We start from the raw sequence: 17,997 nt of genomic DNA, 5'->3' as shown, positions 1-17,997 counted from the left end.
TTATCTGCTTTTGGCTACTATTTTTTGTAGCAGTGTATCGGGGGCTTCGAGCGGTATTGACAGTGAGTTTGCAACTTTCTGGTTAGTGCTGACATGGAAATAGCTTGGATAACTGGCCGCAGGTAATTTTTTACTGTTTTTTATAAAGTAGGCAATTAGCTCGGCCAGCTGTTTTGAAATATCAGAAATATCACTGTGTAGAGAGCTAATAGCACCGGCTTTGGTGTATGAACGTGAAAATCCAATAATGGGAACTTCGTCTTGATAGCTGGTTAAAAAGATTGTTTTTATGGTGTGGCGGTTATAAATAGTGGGGTCTGGGATGGCGAGCAGAACATCGCTATTTTTGACTACATTATCCAACGCACTGTAGATGTCGTTGGTTTCGGATACTTTTTTACCGTTAATGGTCAGTTGCTGCTTTGTCGCTGCCTGAGTCAGTTGTTGGTAAAAGGGTTCGCTGTAGTCACTGTAGAGCAGTGAAACAGTGCGGCTGTAAGGGAGTATCTCTTTAATTAAAGCAAGGTAGCGTGCAGCGGGTTGATCGATAAAAATCGCACTGCGATGAGGCAGTGGTTTGTCTGTATAGGACATTGAGGAGGTAAACGTTGAAATGGTTGGGGTATGGGGTGTCTGTTTTTTCAACAGATTTGCCACACGATTGCCAACCGTCACAATTAAGTCATAATTCGAACTATCTTGCTGTGTGCTAAAAAAAGTATCGGCCGCATAGGTGTCGACAACAATCGTGATGGCTCTGTTTTGCAACTGCTGTTGCGTCTGTTTGACCAGTTTTTGCTGATTTTTGCTGTTCAGTTTTCCGATAAAGGCCACTTTTATTGAATCACCTGCCAGGCTGACTGCCGTGGGCAATAGCAGGCATATGGCAACCAGGGCACAGCAGAGTACCCACTTTGTGCGAGGTGATTTTTTTTGTGAAAAGGCCGTCATGGGAGTGGTTGAAACTCCTTTTTCACCCGTTGGCTATACCGGTTAATGTGGTTGCTAACCATCAGTGAAGGTCCATTGTAAATGAGATGTAGAATCGCTTGGTAAAGAGGTATCGATCATCAAAATCATAGTATTCATCCGTGAAAATGTTCTGCATGACAATAGCAACGGAGGCTTTGTTGTTGTGGATGTTGACCTCAGCAGAGACCCTTAAGTCCAGTCGATCGTAACGCTCTACCGGATCCCAACCACCAAGCCAGTTAAAACTATCAACGTAGTGGTAAGTAGCGGAGGTTGTGAGGCCGTTATTAAATATTTTTGTAACTAATAAACTCGCGCTGTGCCTGGGTGCCGAATTTGAGTAGGGGTATGGGGTTGTAATCATTACCCTGTTTTGGTGGTCAATATCTGTGTAGCTATAGGTCAGCAGGGCATTAAAGCTTTTTCTGGCGTATTCAAAACTTGCCTCGAAGCCGTTGATGGTGGCTGTCGTCATGTTATCGAAGCTTATGGCTGGGGTAATGCTATTTGTTGGCTGCCAATAGTAAGGCGTTACCAGGTTTTTCAGTTCTTCACGATATAAACGAAAGTCGAGGGTGTAGGGGTATCCTCTTCTATTTAATATGTAACCCAAATCTAAGGTGGTGACCTCTTCCGCATCCACCGTTACACCAGGCTCTATGGCAAAAAGATAGGCGCTGTTTGGCCCGAACGTCAGTATCCTCTCTGCTTGCCTCTCAAACGCAAGCGGTGCGCGGTAGGCTTGTGATACACCAAAGCGCAGCGTACTGCTCTCTGTTACTTTATAGTTGGCGGTGAGCCGGGGGGAGATTTTTTTGTCCATGGCGTTATGTGCCTCAAGCATGGCACCAAAATGAATGAGCCAATGGTGTGAGGCTCTGTATTCCAAGGTATTAAATAGGCGCTGGGTGTCAATTTTGATGGCAGCATCTGTTGAAAACCCGATGGTAGATATTAGTTTGTCTTCACGTGAGCTAACGCCAATGACACCGCGTAATTTTTCGTTCACAGTAAAGCTATACTCCACTTCAAAATCATAGCGCCGGTTGTAGACGTTATCCTCTTCATCGACAAAAAGTGCGCCATAGTATCTTTTGTAAAAAGCTTTTTTTTCTATTTTAGATTGATAGAACTGGAGTGTTAATTCATTATCAAAAGCATCTGTTTTAGACCACTCAACTTGCTGGAAATAGCGCTTGGTTTTAGTGGGAAAAAAGATGCCGGCCTGTCGATCCATTCCACTTTTATCCGTGGTACCGGCCTGATAGGTTAAGTGACTTTGGCCATTGATTTGATAATCAGCTCTATAGGTGAAAATTTGTGATGATAAAAAGTGGTCAGGTGCGTCATAGTAGTTACTTTGCTCATCTTTAAAGGTGACTCTATGGTCAAAGTTACCAAATGTTGCGCCGTGCCTGAGCGTTATACGGTTAACGGTGTTATTACCATTGATGGTGTTAAGGTGCTGCCCGACTGATTCACTGCTGTGACGGGTGATTATGTTGATAACGCCCAGAAATGAGTTCGAACCATATGTCGCGGCATTGGAGCCACGGGTGATCTCTATCCGCTCGATATTATCAATGACAAGCGGCAGTGATGACCAGTCGGGGCCACCTACATCGGGGAGGTAAACTGCACGCCCATCAATGAGAATCTGCATACGGCGGGAAAATTGATCCGACATGCCGTGATAAGCGACAACGGGTTCATCTCCAGCTTTGAAACCAACAACCATGCCCGGCACCATCTGAAAGAGCTCCGCCAGCTCGCGGGCACCGGAGTGCTTGATCCTGCTCCGATCAATGATGGTCATGGCGGTAGGGGCTTCGGTGATGGGTTGCTTAAGTCGGGATGAGGTCAGTACGATGGGTATCTCTTCAGAATAAAAATCATCTTCATCTTCGAACGCAACGACGGGTGTGCTCAGGAGCGATATGGGCAGTGTGAGGAGGGAGTAGAGTAAGCGGTTCATTAGCTCTTTACTTCTTGTAAAATAAGATCTTGTAACCTCATCAACATAACAGATAAACCATCTGTTATGTGTGTCAATAGAGACTCTTACAGTCGACATGTTGACTTGAAACTGTAGTGTTAATTAAGCACTATACGCCCTTTTTAAAGGGCGTAATATTCAATCAGAATAAGGTGTTACTCCCTATCTGTCCATCTCGATTATACTCAGCAATATAGGGGACTGCCAGGATGGTTTGTAACATCTGACAGCGTGCCCCGGTCGATTTCAGGCTAAATGGCCATGATTTTTATATGCTGCTGTTTAAGCTGTGTCAGCTGTCCCTCTATATCTTCCAGGTTGTCGCGCTCTTTTTGAACAACGGCCGCAGGGGCTTTGTCGGTAAACCCCGGGTTGGCAAGCTTGCCTTGTGCGCTTTTGATCTGTTTTTCCAGTTTTTCGATCTGTTTGTTGAGGCGTTTTAACTCGGCATCTTTATCGATTAAGCCGGCCATGGGAACCAGTAGTTTCATCTCGCCGACCAGTGAAGTGGCAGATTCGGGTGCTTGATCGGTGTCGCTTAACCAAGTGATGGACTCTGTTTTTGCTAGGATGGTGAGAAAATTCTGGTTATTTTGCAGCCGGGTTTGATCTGTAGCAGAGCCATTTTGAATCAACACCGGTAGCGGCTTGCTGGGTGCGATATTCATTCCGGAACGAATTTTACGAATGCCGACGATGAACGCCATTACCCACTGAATCTCTTCCTCGGCTGCTGTATCGATCAGACCTTTGTCGGCGAGCGGGTAACTTTGCAGCATGATAGTTTCACCACGCACACCGGCCATGGGCGCGACGCGCTGCCATATCTCTTCGGTGATGAAGGGGATGATGGGGTGGGCCAGCCGTAAGATATTTTCCAGCACCTGAATCAGGGTGTGTCGTGTACCTCGTTTGGCGGTTTCTGAGGCATCACCATTCAATATGGGCTTGGTGAGCTCCAGATACCAGTCACAGTATTCGTTCCAGACAAATTCATAGATATTTTGTGCTGCATGATCGAAACGGTAGTCTTCGATGTTGCGAGTAACATTGGCAATCACCTGATTAAGGCGCGATAGAATCCACTTATCGGCAGATGAAAGTTCAATATCACCCTCGATCTCGTGGCCCTCCAGATTCATCATCACGAAGCGCGAGGCATTCCAGAGCTTGTTGCAGAAGTTTCGGTAACCTTCAATACGGCTCATATCAAAGTTGATGTCACGGCCCGTTGAGGCTTGTGCGGCAAAGGTAAAACGCATGGCATCGGTTCCAAAGGCCGGGATGCCGTCGGCAAACTCTTTACGGGTCGCTTTCTCTATTTTGGCGGCTTCTTTGGGTTTCATCAGGCCAGTGGTACGTTTACGCACCAGTGATTCAAGGTCGATGCCGTCGATGATATCAATGGGGTCGATGACATTGCCTTTGGATTTGGACATTTTTTGTCCCTGGCTATCACGTACCAATCCGTGGATATAGATCTCCTTGAAGGGGACTTCACCGGTAAATTTCAGCCCCATCATGATCATTCGGGCAACCCAGAAAAAGATAATATCGAAGCCGGTTACCAGTACCGAGGTGGGGTGGAAGGCGGCCAGTTCGGGGGTTTTTTCGGGCCAGCCGAGAGTAGAGAAGGGCCAGAGTGCCGAGGAGAACCAGGTGTCGAGTACATCCTCATCTTGTCTGAGTGTGATGTCATTCGAAAGCCCATGTTTCTCACGCACTTCTTGTTCGTCGCGACCAACATATATCGCACCGTTGTCATCATACCAAGCTGGAATTCGATGTCCCCACCAGATTTGGCGTGAGATGCACCAGTCTTGAATGTTACGCATCCACTCGAAGTAGGTGTTTTTCCAGTTGTCGGGGACGAATTTTATATCGCCATTTTCAACCGCTTCAATGGCAGGTCCAGCCAATGCATCAACTTTTACATACCACTGGTCGGTAAGGAAGGGTTCAATAATGGTGCCAGAGCGGTCACCACGGGGAACCATCAATTTGTGGTCATCGGTCTTTTCCAGTAGCCCTTGCGCACCCAGCTCTTCCAAAACCAGCTTGCGCGCCTCGAAGCGATCCTGGCCGTGAAAGTCATCGGGAATCAGCTCGCCCAGCTCGTCATCCTTGGCGATGATTGCGGCATCAATGGTGAAGATGTTGATTAACCCGCCATTGGGCTGGTTGGTGATGCAGTTTTCATTGCGATGGTTACTCCAGACACCGTAGTCATTAAAGTCGTGGGCAGGGGTAATCTTTACACAGCCGGTACCAAATTCGGGATCCACATAGTCATCGGCAATGATCGGGATGAGACGGCCACTGAGGGGGAGCTTGATCATCTGACCAACCAGGTGCTGGTAGCGTTCATCGCCTGGGTGAATGGCAACGGCGGCATCACCCAGCATGGTTTCAGGTCGAGTGGTGGCAACCACAAGATGGCCTGAGCCATCGGCAAGTGGGTAGCGCATATGCCACATATAGCCATTTTCCTCTTCATTGAGGACTTCCAGATCTGAAACGGCGGTGTGCAGAACAGGATCCCAATTGACCAGGCGTTTGCCTCGATAGATTATTCCCTCACCGTGTAGACGAATGAACACCTCTTTGACGGCTTCGGATAAGCCATCGTCCATAGTGAAGCGTTCACGGCTCCAGTCGAGTGAGCTGCCCAGTCGGCGCAGCTGTTGGGTGATGGTATTGCCAGACTCTTTTTTCCACTCCCAGATGCGTTCGATAAATTTATCACGCCCCAGGTCGTGGCGGGTTTTCCCTTCGGCATTCAGTTGACGCTCTACCACCATTTGGGTGGCGATGCCCGCGTGGTCAGAGCCGGGCTGCCACAGAGTGTTATCGCCCTTCATGCGGTGAAAGCGAGTCAGGGTGTCCATAAGGGTGTCTTGGAAGGCGTGGCCCATGTGCAGGCTGCCAGTGACATTGGGTGGTGGAATCATGATGCAATAGGGATTTTTTCCCCCTTGGGGTTTGAAGTAACCATTCTCTTCCCAGGTTTGATACCAGCGCTGCTCGATAGAGTGGGGTGTGTAAGTCTTTTCCATTACGTTTTAGATACCTGGTTTTTAGGTGTTAATTATGTGATGCCTTTATTGCACTGCTGATGATCTCTGGTAGTTGCTCAGAAATCTGTTGTTGCAGTGCCAAGGTGATCTGTTGTTCTGCTTCACTGACGATGGCAGGTAAAATATCACTCACCTTTTGTGCCAGTAAATGGGTTATTTGCTCTGAGAGCTCTGCCTGGAGAGTGGCAGGGATCTCAATCCCCTCAAATAGGGTGTTCTCCAACGCATCCTGATCAATCATTTCGTTCAAGATGGGGATGGCGATTTTATCTTGCTCCAGAATAAAAGTATCCACTGGCTCTTGTAGCGTCGGCAGATCTTCTGGTTTTTCATTCATGGAGGCTGCCTACAGGGTTATATTGTGGCTATTCAGTGGGTAACCACGGTCGCGATAGAAGCGAAAGCGTTCACGTGCCAGCAACTTCTGCTCCTCATCACAGCCAACCACTTCGACTACCCGTACAAAGCGGCTAAAAAACAGCGGCACCTCTCCGGCAAGGTTAATCAATAGGTCAAAATCCAAGGGTGGTTCACGGTCGTAGCCTATCATGACTTGAGCTTGATCCTCTTCGTTAAGCAGTTGGCAGTGAGGGATAAAACTCTCCTCTCTAAAGCGCCATAATAGATCATCGATCAGCTGCGATTGAGCCTGATCAGTTGTGTGAATATAGGTGTAATGCCCCTTATGATACGCTTTTTCGGCTAATCGACAGGTGAGTAGCGTCAAACCGTCATCAGGCGGGTTTTTTAATATATAGAAATCAACTTGGGTCATAAAGGTTTCAAAGAGTGCGGTGACTCCCAAGTGGCTCCTTATTGTGCATCGCAGTGGTCAATCAGGTACTGCATGAGCAGGGGGACGGGTCGCCCGGTGGCCCCTTTTTTTGCGCCGCTGATCCAGGCGGTACCGGCAATATCCAGATGAGCCCAGGGGTACTCTTCGGCAAAACGGGATAAGAAACAGGCGGCGGTAATGGAACCCGCCTCGCGGCCACCAATGTTTTGCATATCGGCAAATGGGCTCTTGAGTTGCTCCTGATACTCATCCCAGATCGGTAACTGCCAGGCACGGTCACCGCACTTCTGGCCTGCATCCAGCAAGGCATCTGCCAGTGGCTGGTTATTTGCCATTAAGCCAGATGTCTTACCCCCAAGCGCAATAATACAGGCACCGGTCAGGGTGGCAATATCAATAACTGCTGCCGGGTTGAATTTTCGGATATAGGTGAGCGCGTCGCAGAGAATCAGGCGACCCTCGGCATCGGTGTTCAGTATCTCAATGGTCAGCCCAGACATTGAGGTGACAATGTCTCCGGGTTTATTGGCGTCTCCATCAGGCATGTTCTCACTGCTCGGGATGACCGCAACCAGGTTGATTGGCAGTTTTAATTCAGCAACCGCTTGAATAACACCAAATACGCTGGCGGCACCGCACATGTCGTATTTCATCTCATCCATTTGTGGCCCAGGTTTTAGTGAGATACCGCCAGAATCAAAGGTAAGCCCCTTGCCCACCAGAGCGATGGGCGCATCACCCTTATGACCACCGCTGTATTGCATCACAATCAGTTTGGCTGGCTGGCGGCTACCGCGGGAGACCGAAAGCAGCGAACCCATGCCGAGTTCCTCCATGGCCGCTTCATCTAGTATTTTGCTCTTGATACGGCTGAATTTTTGATCCAGCTGTTGCGCCTGCTCTGCCAGATAGCCAGGGGTGCAAATGTTTCCTGGAAGATCGCCAAGCTCTTTGGCAAATGCCACACCGTGAGCCGTTGCCGTACCTTGGGCCACGGCAATTTTATCTCGGGTGGAGAGGTGGATATGTTTTAACGCAACGGCGTGCTTCTCTTCACTTTTGAATCGGTTAAGGGTGTAGAGCGTGGCATAACTGACTTCAACCTGCTGACGAATATTCCAGTTGCTATCCTTGCCGGCTACCGTAACCTCCGTGAGGAAATAATAGGCATCGCTGGCAGGGCCCTCTTTGAGCACTGCAATAGCGGCCGCGACACCCTCGATAAACTGCTTGGCGGTGGTCGCCTCTTTTTTGCCCATGCCAATCAGTAAAATTCTTTCGGCATCAACACCGTGCAGGCCGGTGAGTAACAACGCTTTACCCGCAGTACCTTTGGCATCACCCCGGTCTATTAACTTTGTAATGTAACCATTACACGCTTTATTGATGGCTTCAGCGCTGGCTGAGAGTTGCTTATCTTCAAATAAGGCGATGATAATACAACCCGTTTTAACCGCATCGGGTTGGGCGATTTTGGCCTGAAATTTCATGACGATCCTTTTTTGCATCTCTCAGAATAGAGAACAGAGTGAAAGTTTTGTGATTTAATGGGTGCAAGATTATCATATTGTGGTTTTTTTAGAACCATCACGACCTGTATTGATGCCCACAACCTACTCTGAACACTCTAATTGAGTCTTATTTTGATCATTAAACGATATCTTTGGAGAGAGCTGCTATTCACCTTTGGTGCCGTATTTTTGGTGCTGGTCTTGATCATGGCGGGGCACACCTTTGTGCGCTATATGGGGTTTGTGGCAGAAGGGCGTGTTTCTGCTGATATGGTGTTGCAGCTGTTTGGTATTAAGCTGGTCAAGGCGATGGGGCAGCTGCTGCCTTTTGCATGGTTTATTTCGGTGACGTTAACCTTTGGCAGGCTCTATAAAGATAATGAAATGACCATCTTTTCTGCGGTTGGGTTACCCAGTATCGGCGTGTTGCGCCTGGTGATGGGGCCAACCCTGCTTTGTGCGGCACTGGTGGCGCTGTTTACTTTTTATCTCGACCCGCTGAATCAGGAGCACTACTACAAACTGACGGATCAGGCGGCAACGCAGTCGGAAATGAGTGCGATTACGGCGGGCCGGTTTAACACCATCAAGGGGAGTGACCGGGTTTTCTACGTCGAGAGCATCTCAGACGATAAGCAAGAGATGTACAATATTTTCATTCAGGGTGGAAGTGATGGTGCCCTAGATGTTTTCAGCGCGCCCCGTGCGCGTCAAATGGTCGACCGTGAAAGCGGAGACCGTTATCTGGTCTTACAGGATGGTTACCGCTTTGAGCGTGACCCGGTGAGTGGTGATCTGTTGCGCTACGAATATGAAGAGGCTTCAATTCGTATTGAGCAACCCGAGGTGACCAGCTCATCCCGCAAGCGTCGTGCCTATCCAACCGAACAGCTCTGGCTGTCTGATGACCCAAAAGATAGCGCAGAGCTGCATTGGCGATTAGCGATGCCCCTCTCTGTGCTGCTGCTCTCTCTACTGGCTGTGTTATTAAGCTATACCACTCCGAGGGAGGGGCGATTTGGCAAGCTATTTATCGCGCTGCTGGCCTACATTGTTTACAGCAACCTATTGGGAATGGGCAAGAGCTGGGTTGCCGCAGGTAAGGTGGACCCGCTGATCGGCCTCTGGTGGATCCACCTACTTGCAGTATTGCTGGTTATCACGCTGTATGTGTGGCGTTACGGTGGTTATGAGCTGTTGCCACAGCGCTTTAGGCGACGCAAATGAGGTTGCTTGATCGGTACATTGCAAATGCCATTATTGGCGGAGTTGCCATTACACTTTTTGTGTTACTGGCACTGTTTGCCTTCATCGGTTTTATTGATGAGCTGGATGCGGTTGGGCGTGGTAATTATGGTCTGTGGCAAGCGATACAATATCTCTTTTTAAGCCTGATTCCCGTTGCCTACCAGCTCTTTCCCATTGCCGCGCTGGTGGGTTGTATTATGGGACTGGGGGGATTGGCGAGCCATGGTGAGTTAATTGCGATGCGTGCTGCCGGTGTCTCACTCAATCGCTTGCTCTGGTCGGTCAGTAAAGTGGGGCTGCTGATGGTGTTTGTCGTGCTGCTGCTGGGTGAGGGAGTGGCTCCCTATGCCGAGGCGTCGGCTCAAAAATTACGCAGTGAGGCGATTACCGGCAAGATTTCGCTACAGGGTGAACAGGGAATGTGGGCAAAAGATGAGCAGGAGTTCATCCGGGTTCGGGATATTATAATGGCTGATCAGCTGGCCAACCTTACCATCTATCAATTTTCTGAAAACAACCAGCTCCTGAGTGCCACCACAGTGGCACGGGCGCTCTATGAAGAGGGTCAATGGCAACTGCAGGATGTTGAAGTGGTCAGCTTTACCGGTGGGGCAGCGGTCAGCAAACGAGCACAGCAGACGTGGCAGACCTCCCTCGATCCGGAGATGATCGAGGTGGTACAGCTTGACCCAGATTCACAGTCGATGTGGGGGTTGTACCAATACATCAACTATCTACAGGAGAATGCGATTGCTTCCGGGCGCTATGAAATGGCATTTTGGGGTAAAGTCGTCACGCCACTGGTAACATTGCTAATGATGCTGCTGGCGGTTCCCTTTGTGATGGGTTCGTTGCGTGCCATCAGCATCTCACAGCGCATATTTGTGGGTACGCTGGTTGGTTTGGGGTTTCACCTGTTCAACCAGGCGAGCAACTATGTGGGGCTGGTATTTGGGTTCAATGCCCCCTTGAGTGCGTTGCTACCCGCTATTATCGTCTCTATTGTTGCCGGGTTATTAATTCGCCGCCTGCGTTGAGTTCTCTTTTTTCTTATCTTTCTTATCTTTCTTAGGCACTAAAATAATTTGAGTTCCCGAGAGCCGGTCGTGCCACGAAAGACCCTCTTTATCAAACAGAATCCACAGATAGCCAAGACCCAGCGGTAGCCACGAGAGCAGTGAGCCCACAAAGCGGTACAGGGCTGTTTTCCAGTCAAGGCTGTGGCCACTCATGGTGACCACTTTAGCGCGCCAACTTTTTAGGCCCAGGGTCTGGCCACCACGATTCCAGCACCATGCGTAATAGAGATAGACACTGAATAACAGATAGCCCCTAAAGAGCCAATCCCCTGATGTGACGACCTCACCACTGCGTGCCAGCAGCATGATGATGCCCACCAGAAACAGTAAGCCGACAATGGCAAACGAATCGTAGAGTAAAACGAGCAGCAAGCGGGGTAGTTTAATACGTTGAGGTGTAACGGCGGTTTTACTCTTCATGGTCGGCTTCTAATGATTACTTGATACTGGGAGCGTTGAGGGGCAGCGTATTATTGACGTAAAAGAGATAAAACTCTAGATTACGCAGCGCTTCACTCTGCAACGGAAAGGGTTTTGCACGGGTGTAGCTAAGGCACTTATTGAAATGTTCGTGCAGTGTGGTAACAGTGTCACTGGCTTTGTCATAGCGCGGCATGCGTAGCGGAAGCCCCAAGGCAGGGGGAATCAGCTGCTCACCATAGCGTTGGTTTGAAAAATCGATATGGCAGTGGGCGCAGGCCATATCCAGCTGGCCGCGACGGGAGAAAAAGAAGCGTTGTCCTTTGTTAAACGCCTCTTCAGCTGCCGGGTCGTTGGGCATGATCACATTGGTAATATTTCTTCGAGAGCTCTCCATCATATAAAGCTGGAGGCTTTTCATTTCTGCTTGATCATAGGCGTAAGCCGATTCACCGTTCTCCTCGCGACATGCGTTGATCTCTGTTGCCAAGGTTTTAACCTGGCCGCTTAAGACATCGAAATAGGGGAAGTCGCTGGCAATGCCAAGGCCATTACTACGAAAACAGTAACGATAGCCATGCCCATTGGAAAACGTGTCGGAGAGTCGTTTTTTTCCTTGTTGCGCATACTGGCTGTAGGGAGGAAGACCTGATGCTGTGACGGTGTTGCTCAGCGGGTGGTACTCCTCAGCATAACTTTGGAGTGACAGTGCAGGTGATTTTTTTAAAAAGTAGCTTTGTAGTTGCTGCTGGTGCTCTTTTGGGCTTGCCTGGCTGCTTAAGGCCACGGAGATGCACACTAAAAATAGGATAACAATATGAGATCTTTGCACCAAAGACTCCCTCTGTTTTAACGGCGTTATCATGGGGAAATGAGTGGGCTAGTGAATTTCAGCAGTCTGGTCATCTCTATTCCCTTGGTTATCAACCCAGCTTATTTTTATCATATCACCTGGGGTGCCTCCCTTGAATCGAAATGTGAAATAAGGGTTTTCCGCAACGGCGATGCCGAGTTGAGCCATTATTACCTGCTGTTTTTTATAAAAACAGCGTAACTCCTGGATGAAAATTTCCTCGGATTTTATGTTGGGCTGGCATTTTCCAGACTGCATCGGGTGTCGTACCAAAAGCCTGACTTCGGTGAAGTCTCCCTTCTGCTTAGCACGGATGGTGATACTCGATCTGTTCATTTTAAATACACCCCCCCTCGATGATTTTTATCTCTTTTTGTTGAGAGTAGAGGCCGTGGCTGGTTTTGATTACGGCGGTTACCGCACTGCCTCGAGAGAGCTTAAGGCGTGTTGCAACATATGGCATACCCAACGGGTCAAAATAAAAGGTGGCGGCCAGTGGCGGTCGGTTTTCAGCTACAAACAGGCTGATGCTCTGCACATCGCTCAGGGTTGTGCTGATGATTACGGGGATGCTCTCACCACTCTCGACACGCTTATCCAACTTCATATTGATCTTATCACTTGGCTGTCGTATTTCGTCGCCATAAAGTGCTACCAGTGCCTCTCCAATAGTACGAGCCGCAAACGCCTGTTTTGGCCACGCTGCAAATAGATTGTGGGGGAGTACTGCCAGGGGGAGGAGCGCGGCAATGCGCTTAATGAACTGACGACGAGAAAACGACATATTAGAGTTGGTAAATGAATTCGCTGATTTCAATGATTTCACTCTCCGTTAAAATACGATGGCGACCATAAGGGGGCATAATTGTATTGGGGTTGCTCAATGCCGGGTCACGAATAAAGGCCTGTAGCTGTTTTATATCAGGGAATTTTTGCGCTATCGCTTGAATGCTAGGGCCAATAGTACCGCTGTTTTGCGCACCGGGAAGCACATGACATGCGTGGCAATGACCCTTATTGCTATCCAGCGCCAACTGCTGGCCAACGCTACTCTCCGCATACACTGCCCCACCACAGAGAGACAACCATAAGCCCAGCAGTACCTGTTTGTGATTGATCATTGATGACACCTTTTTGAAATGGCATGAATAGATTACCCGATATCCTTGCTAACTCATTACCTTGTTTTTTGTACCCAATCGGTCACATCTGCCCTCTATGTGCCTCTTTCTGTGCAAGCGTGTCTCGATGTGAGGAAAAATCTAAATACGCTGAAGAGTTACGCTTTTCTACTTCACTTGTCGCTTCTCACATGCCACACAGGTATCGGTTTAAACAGTGACGGCTTTAAAGTTGTCACTGGGCCGGCTGCCATCCTGCTTATTATCAAGCCTGCGTGGCGGGAGGCCGATTATTTTATGATGAGGCGGTTGTTAATGTCTGATCTTATACCAGATAATCCCTAGCCATTCATGCAGCGCTTTGCGGCTGTTGTGCAACGCGTAAGAGGAGGGGCTGATCTGCATAAACCAGGGGTGCTCACTTTGTGTGGGCATGGTTGGGGCGGGTATTACGTTAATGCCTAGTTTTTCGAAGATTTCGACAGCGCGAGGCATGTGGCGGCTGGTGGTGACTAAAAAGACGTGATCGATGCCCAGGCTGTTGAGTATCTCTTTAGTATAACGTGCATTCTCTGCGGTGGTTTTACTGCTCTCTTCACGCACTACATCTTGGATATTGAAATCGCTGTTCAGCGAGTCGGCCATCACCTGTGCCAGTGTTTTCCCTCCCTGATCATGGACATCACCACCGGTAACAATAACCGGAAGTTGGGTCTGGCGGTGAATATAGGCGCCATAACGCAGGCGTACCAGAGTTTCTCGACCTACGGTGTCATCGTTGTATTCGGTTGCGTTACGGTATCGATCAGCAGAGAGAATGACAATAGCGGAAGCATTATAATGAGAAAGTGTGCCGGGTTCTAACGTGGGATAGATGTCGAGTGATTGATTTAAAAAATTAGCTACCAGGGGCGTACTCAGCAGATAGCCGAAAGTTAAGCTACTCCACAAGATGGTGCGAGCAGCTTTAGGGGCGCGTTTTAATAAAAACAGGCCGAGGGCGAAACCGAGCAGTATCACCCCCGGTGGGAAAATGATGTTCTTAATAATATAAGTTACAGACAGCTCCATGGTGGGTGTTATTCATTAACCCAGTCGCGAGGCTTCAGGTAGTCATCGTAGAGTTCGGCTTCGGCTGTGCCCGGCTCGGGATGCCAGTTATAGCGCCACTTTACCAGGGGAGGGAGCGACATCAGGATCGACTCGGTGCGGCCTCCCGTTTGCAGGCCGAAGAGCGTACCTCGGTCGAAAACAAGATTGAACTCCACATAACGACCCCGGCGGTAGAGTTGGAAATCACGTTCTCGCTCACCAAAGGGGGTCTCTTTGCGGCGGGCAACAATGGGGCGGTAAGCTTCGAGGTAGCTATCACCGATGCTCTTCATAATATTGAAGCAACGATCAAAACCCCCTTCGTTCAGGTCATCAAAAAATAGCCCACCAATACCCCGAGGCTCATCGCGGTGCTTGAGGTAGAAATAGTCATCGCACCAGGATTTTAGCTGGGGATAGAGTGTGTGGCCAAAGGGGTCGCAAGCGTGTTTGGCCTTTTGGTGCCAAGCTTTGCAATCCTCCTTGTTGCCATAGTATGGGGTCAGGTCAAAACCACCACCAAACCACCAGATGGGCGCTTCGCCCTCTTTTCGTGCGATAAAAAAGCGCACGTTGGCGTGTGATGTGGGCACATAAGGGTTGTTGGGGTGAATGACCAGCGAGACACCCATCGCTTCAAAGTCTCGTCCCGCCAGCTCAGGGCGGTGGGCGGTGGCTGAGGCGGGTAGCTGACCGCCAGAAACATGTGAAAAGTTAATGCCAGCCTGTTCAAATGCTTTGCCATCAGTAAGCACCCGGGTGCGACCACCGCCACCGAGGCCCGTCTCGCGGCTCCAGTTATCTTCAAAGAAACTGGCTTGACCATCTTCGGCCTCAATACCCGCGCAGATGCGATCTTGCAGGCCGAGGAGGTAGCTTTTTACTTGGTTAATGTCGGGCGCGCTCATGTAGATCCTTACCGTTCTTTCGAGAGTACTTGATTGGGCTGATAGGGTACCGAAAATGGAGTGGGATTGCGAGTGGTGAGAGTGCGTTAAATGCCGCAGATGCGAGTTATATCACGCGCATTAGGGTTTTGGCTTTATTTTAACTTATTGTTATTAAGGCATATTTATAGTTGGCATGACTATTGTATAGTATATATTGTCACCAGGTAATGTGCCCCTATGGCGAAAGCCAACACATTACCGAATGATAAGATTTATTGCGTTAGCAATGATTCTTCTCCTACTTATTTAAGGTCGTCTGCTACCCCCGTAGCACGCGGCCTTTTTTTTATCCGTAACCTCAACATCCTCATTTATCCCAGTAAACGGCGGACTTTCGATCATTTTTTCCTTGCGCAAGTGAAAGCCATCTCTCCTAGGAGGCTGTCGGACTGAGGTGATCGTAGCGAGGGAAAGCCATTTTGAGTCCATTTTTTTGATTGTTTGAGGCGAATATTGAGCATATTCAACGAAAATGATCGGAGAAAGGGGCCTGAATGGCTTTTCCGCAGTCGATTCACCCTAAGCCCGACAGCCTCCTAGGTGCTCCCCCCTATAAATTATCTTAGTTTTATGGGGTTAATGTGATTATACCGCAGTAAATCACCGTGTTATTTGTATGGCTATAACATGATGTATTTGTTTGTTTTTTTGTTAAATGCCGCACAAATGTGGCATATGGCGCGGTGCTGATTATCCATTAAACAAGTAACTTATTGAATTACTGGGTTATTTGTTTTTGGCACGCAGATTGTAATAGGTATAGTAACTTCAGGCGGACCCCTTTTCCTCCTTGGCGTATGCCACTCTTTCCGTCTGAAGTTGGGTTGTTAGTAGTAACGACTCTCCTCCTACTTACTAATTATTAGTATAAGGCCAGTAGCTCCCCCCCTTTTTTGCTACTGGCCATTTTTTTTGTCTACTTTATTCCCTGATGCCCACCCTATAGACCCTTCGTCGCTACTAGGAGGCTGTCGGGCTTAGGTGATCGTAGCGAGGGAAAGCTATTTTGAGTCCATTTTTTTGATCGTTTGAGGCGAATATTGAGCATATTCAACGAAAATGATCGGAGAAATGGGCCTGAATGGCTTTTCCGCAGTAGATTCACCCTAAGTCCGACAGCCTCCTAGCTAAAAGCATTTTGTATAAGCTGCTTAACAACTTGAGGATCGAAAGGCTTATCGCAAATGCCTGAAACACCGGATTGCTGTACTGCACTCAGTCGGGTGCCACTCTCTTCGCTGGTGACCATCAAAATCGGGATGGAGCGCTGGCTGCTGTGTTGGCGGATGTAGCGGGTGAGCTGCTCGCCATCCATTTCAGGCATGTTGTAATCGGTGACAACCAGATCGAAATAGGTGTCATTGAGCATCTTTGCCGCTTCAACGCCGTTATTGGCAGTAGTGATGCTTTCAATACCCAGGTTGGTCAGCACCCGTGAGATATGGCGACGTGCGGTGGCACTGTCGTCGACAACCAGCACGGCCAGATTGTCCACATCGATATCAGCTAAGGCATCTTCATCAACAACAATATGATCGAGGGTAGAGTAGAGTGCCCGTTTCAGGTCTGCCACTGCAAAAGGTTTGGGGAGAATGGCGACCACGCCGGCTTGGCGAAGCGGATCAAGCTCGGCAAACGAGGTTTCACTAGAGACCAGCATAAAGGGGATATCTTGCAGCCGTTGATGGCTGCGCATGGTTTGAACCAGTTTGGTGGCAGTGCTGTCGGGAAGGTACATACTGCTGACAACCAAGTCGGGTTGATTATCGAGCATATAACGCAGTGCCGAGGCCGCATTACCGACCACTTCAATCTTATTTAATTGCAGCGCGCTTAATCGCTCGCATAAAATTTTTGCCTGGGTATGGGAGGGCTCGACAATCAGTAGAGACAGGTCGTCTATTTTGAGTGATTCCATGCATGACCCCGTTATCAGTTTATCACCCTTAGATCGACCCGCACGGCAACACCTTTAGCCCCACGTTCAAGCTGTAGAAACCACTCCAAATAACGCAAAATGGCATCAAAGCATAAGGATTGCGCCAATGCCAAACTTCATCCTCCCATAACTACCGCCAAGCGATCATGACTGCCCTCAATTCTGAAGGTCAGCGACAGCCCGGCCCTCGCGGGTTGGCCCTTGCCATTCGCTAGTCGTTATCGTCTACTAACAACACGGTGTTCGACGGTGATCTTCCTACAGAGGACTTTCACCCCATTAGTTCATGCCCATGCTGGGCGTACACAAGGCGCTCGTTCGGACGCAAACTGCGCTGCGCTTCGTTTGCGCCGCACAGCTTGGTCGTTAGCTGAAATAAATATCCTCAATTTGGGAGCTAGCTTCCCCTTAATAATCCCCAAGAGCACAAGGAGCACGGCGAGCACAGCTGAGCACCACGAAACCGTGAGCACTGCGGAAAATCTATAACCTATTGAATTTGATGCCTAGTTAACTGAGATAGTTTGTAAATATAATTATTTTAGCGGCTTTGTGACTATTAACTAATTGAATAACAAGGGAAAAAGTATAAACTTATTCCTAAGTTGGCTTGATTATGTTTACACCAAAGTGTGCAGCCTCCAAAACTCTACCTTTTAGCCAACCCTCATTTATATAAAGGGCTTAGGTATGAATTTAAAACAAAAACATAAGGGGTCAATAAAAAAATTAAGCATGCAATAGATTGCTAAATACATTATGTACAGACTTGACCCCTTAACGACCCCTTAACACGCTTCACATACCAACGGCAAACAGTTTTCTTAACACCCTGTTTTTGAATGTATTCAATATATCGATCCCAGAATCGGGCAACGGCATGATCGATTATTGACTTGGACTTGTGATTATCCATATGTTAGCGTCCCTGCCATATAGGTGG

16 protein-coding genes are annotated in these 17,997 nt (G+C 48.6%); 2 read left to right on the top strand and 14 right to left on the bottom strand.

The window, feature by feature from the left end; all coding sequences use genetic code 11:
* From L3J94_04270 to L3J94_04245, 6 genes are all read right to left on the bottom strand, one after another.
* Nucleotides 1-951, bottom strand: a complete 951-nt coding sequence (locus tag L3J94_04270; GenBank protein ID MCF6217972.1) for a hypothetical protein — start codon at nt 949-951, stop codon at nt 1-3.
* A gap of 61 nt (nt 952-1,012) precedes the next feature.
* On the bottom strand, nt 1,013-2,947 hold the full coding sequence (locus L3J94_04265) for a TonB-dependent receptor (protein ID MCF6217971.1): 1,935 nt from the start codon (nt 2,945-2,947) through the stop codon (nt 1,013-1,015).
* Nucleotides 2,948-3,219: 272 nt separating this feature from the next.
* The gene (locus tag L3J94_04260; GenBank protein MCF6217970.1) at nt 3,220-6,024 is read right to left on the bottom strand and encodes a valine--tRNA ligase; all 2,805 of its coding nucleotides are present in this window, start codon (nt 6,022-6,024) and stop codon (nt 3,220-3,222) included.
* A 28-nt stretch (nt 6,025-6,052) separates the two neighbouring features.
* Entirely contained in the window at nt 6,053-6,382 is a 330-nt protein-coding gene (locus tag L3J94_04255; protein ID MCF6217969.1) for a hypothetical protein, read from the bottom strand.
* Between the two features lie 9 nt (nt 6,383-6,391).
* Entirely contained in the window at nt 6,392-6,850 is a 459-nt protein-coding gene (locus L3J94_04250; protein ID MCF6217968.1) for a DNA polymerase III subunit chi, read from the bottom strand.
* 8 nt (nt 6,851-6,858) lie between these two features.
* Nucleotides 6,859-8,331, bottom strand: a complete 1,473-nt coding sequence (locus L3J94_04245; protein ID MCF6217967.1) for a leucyl aminopeptidase — start codon at nt 8,329-8,331, stop codon at nt 6,859-6,861.
* A gap of 153 nt (nt 8,332-8,484) precedes the next feature.
* Between L3J94_04245 and lptF the strand changes: the two genes are divergently transcribed.
* The gene (gene lptF / locus L3J94_04240; GenBank protein MCF6217966.1) at nt 8,485-9,579 is read left to right on the top strand and encodes an LPS export ABC transporter permease LptF; all 1,095 of its coding nucleotides are present in this window, start codon (nt 8,485-8,487) and stop codon (nt 9,577-9,579) included.
* A complete protein-coding gene (gene lptG, locus L3J94_04235) occupies nt 9,576-10,637 on the top strand; it encodes an LPS export ABC transporter permease LptG (GenBank protein ID MCF6217965.1) in 1,062 nt (353 codons plus the stop codon). Before lptF ends, lptG begins: the two co-directional genes overlap by 4 nt.
* Here the strand turns inward: lptG and L3J94_04230 are convergent.
* The 8 genes from L3J94_04230 to L3J94_04195 all read right to left on the bottom strand — a co-directional run bounded on the left by L3J94_04230 (nt 10,617) and on the right by L3J94_04195 (nt 17,033).
* Entirely contained in the window at nt 10,617-11,099 is a 483-nt protein-coding gene (locus L3J94_04230; protein ID MCF6217964.1) for an RDD family protein, read from the bottom strand. The genes lptG and L3J94_04230 overlap by 21 nt on opposite strands.
* A gap of 16 nt (nt 11,100-11,115) precedes the next feature.
* On the bottom strand, nt 11,116-11,931 hold the full coding sequence (soxA, locus tag L3J94_04225; GenBank protein MCF6217963.1) for a sulfur oxidation c-type cytochrome SoxA: 816 nt from the start codon (nt 11,929-11,931) through the stop codon (nt 11,116-11,118).
* Between the two features lie 48 nt (nt 11,932-11,979).
* Nucleotides 11,980-12,288, bottom strand: coding sequence for a thiosulfate oxidation carrier complex protein SoxZ (gene soxZ / locus L3J94_04220; protein ID MCF6217962.1), 309 nt, complete (start codon nt 12,286-12,288; stop codon nt 11,980-11,982).
* A gap of 1 nt (nt 12,289) precedes the next feature.
* Nucleotides 12,290-12,736 (bottom strand): thiosulfate oxidation carrier protein SoxY, encoded by a 447-nt coding sequence (locus tag L3J94_04215; GenBank protein ID MCF6217961.1) that lies wholly within the window; start codon nt 12,734-12,736, stop codon nt 12,290-12,292.
* Between the two features lies 1 nt (nt 12,737).
* Nucleotides 12,738-13,073: a sulfur oxidation c-type cytochrome SoxX gene (soxX, locus tag L3J94_04210; protein MCF6217960.1), complete on the bottom strand. Its 336-nt coding sequence runs from the start codon at nt 13,071-13,073 to the stop codon at nt 12,738-12,740.
* A 312-nt stretch (nt 13,074-13,385) separates the two neighbouring features.
* Nucleotides 13,386-14,144, bottom strand: a complete 759-nt coding sequence (locus L3J94_04205) for a YdcF family protein (GenBank protein ID MCF6217959.1) — start codon at nt 14,142-14,144, stop codon at nt 13,386-13,388.
* A gap of 8 nt (nt 14,145-14,152) precedes the next feature.
* Nucleotides 14,153-15,073, bottom strand: coding sequence for an oxygen-dependent coproporphyrinogen oxidase (gene hemF, locus L3J94_04200; protein MCF6217958.1), 921 nt, complete (start codon nt 15,071-15,073; stop codon nt 14,153-14,155).
* Nucleotides 15,074-16,238: 1,165 nt separating this feature from the next.
* The gene (locus tag L3J94_04195; protein MCF6217957.1) at nt 16,239-17,033 is read right to left on the bottom strand and encodes a response regulator; all 795 of its coding nucleotides are present in this window, start codon (nt 17,031-17,033) and stop codon (nt 16,239-16,241) included.
* Nucleotides 17,034-17,997: the final 964 nt, after the last annotated feature.

Source organism: Gammaproteobacteria bacterium (genome assembly GCA_021647245.1).
In the GTDB taxonomy this organism is placed as follows: Bacteria; Pseudomonadota; Gammaproteobacteria; order RBG-16-57-12; family RBG-16-57-12; genus JAFLJP01.
Note: the sequence above shows the minus strand (reverse complement) of the source record. Positions and strands in the feature narration are given on the sequence as shown.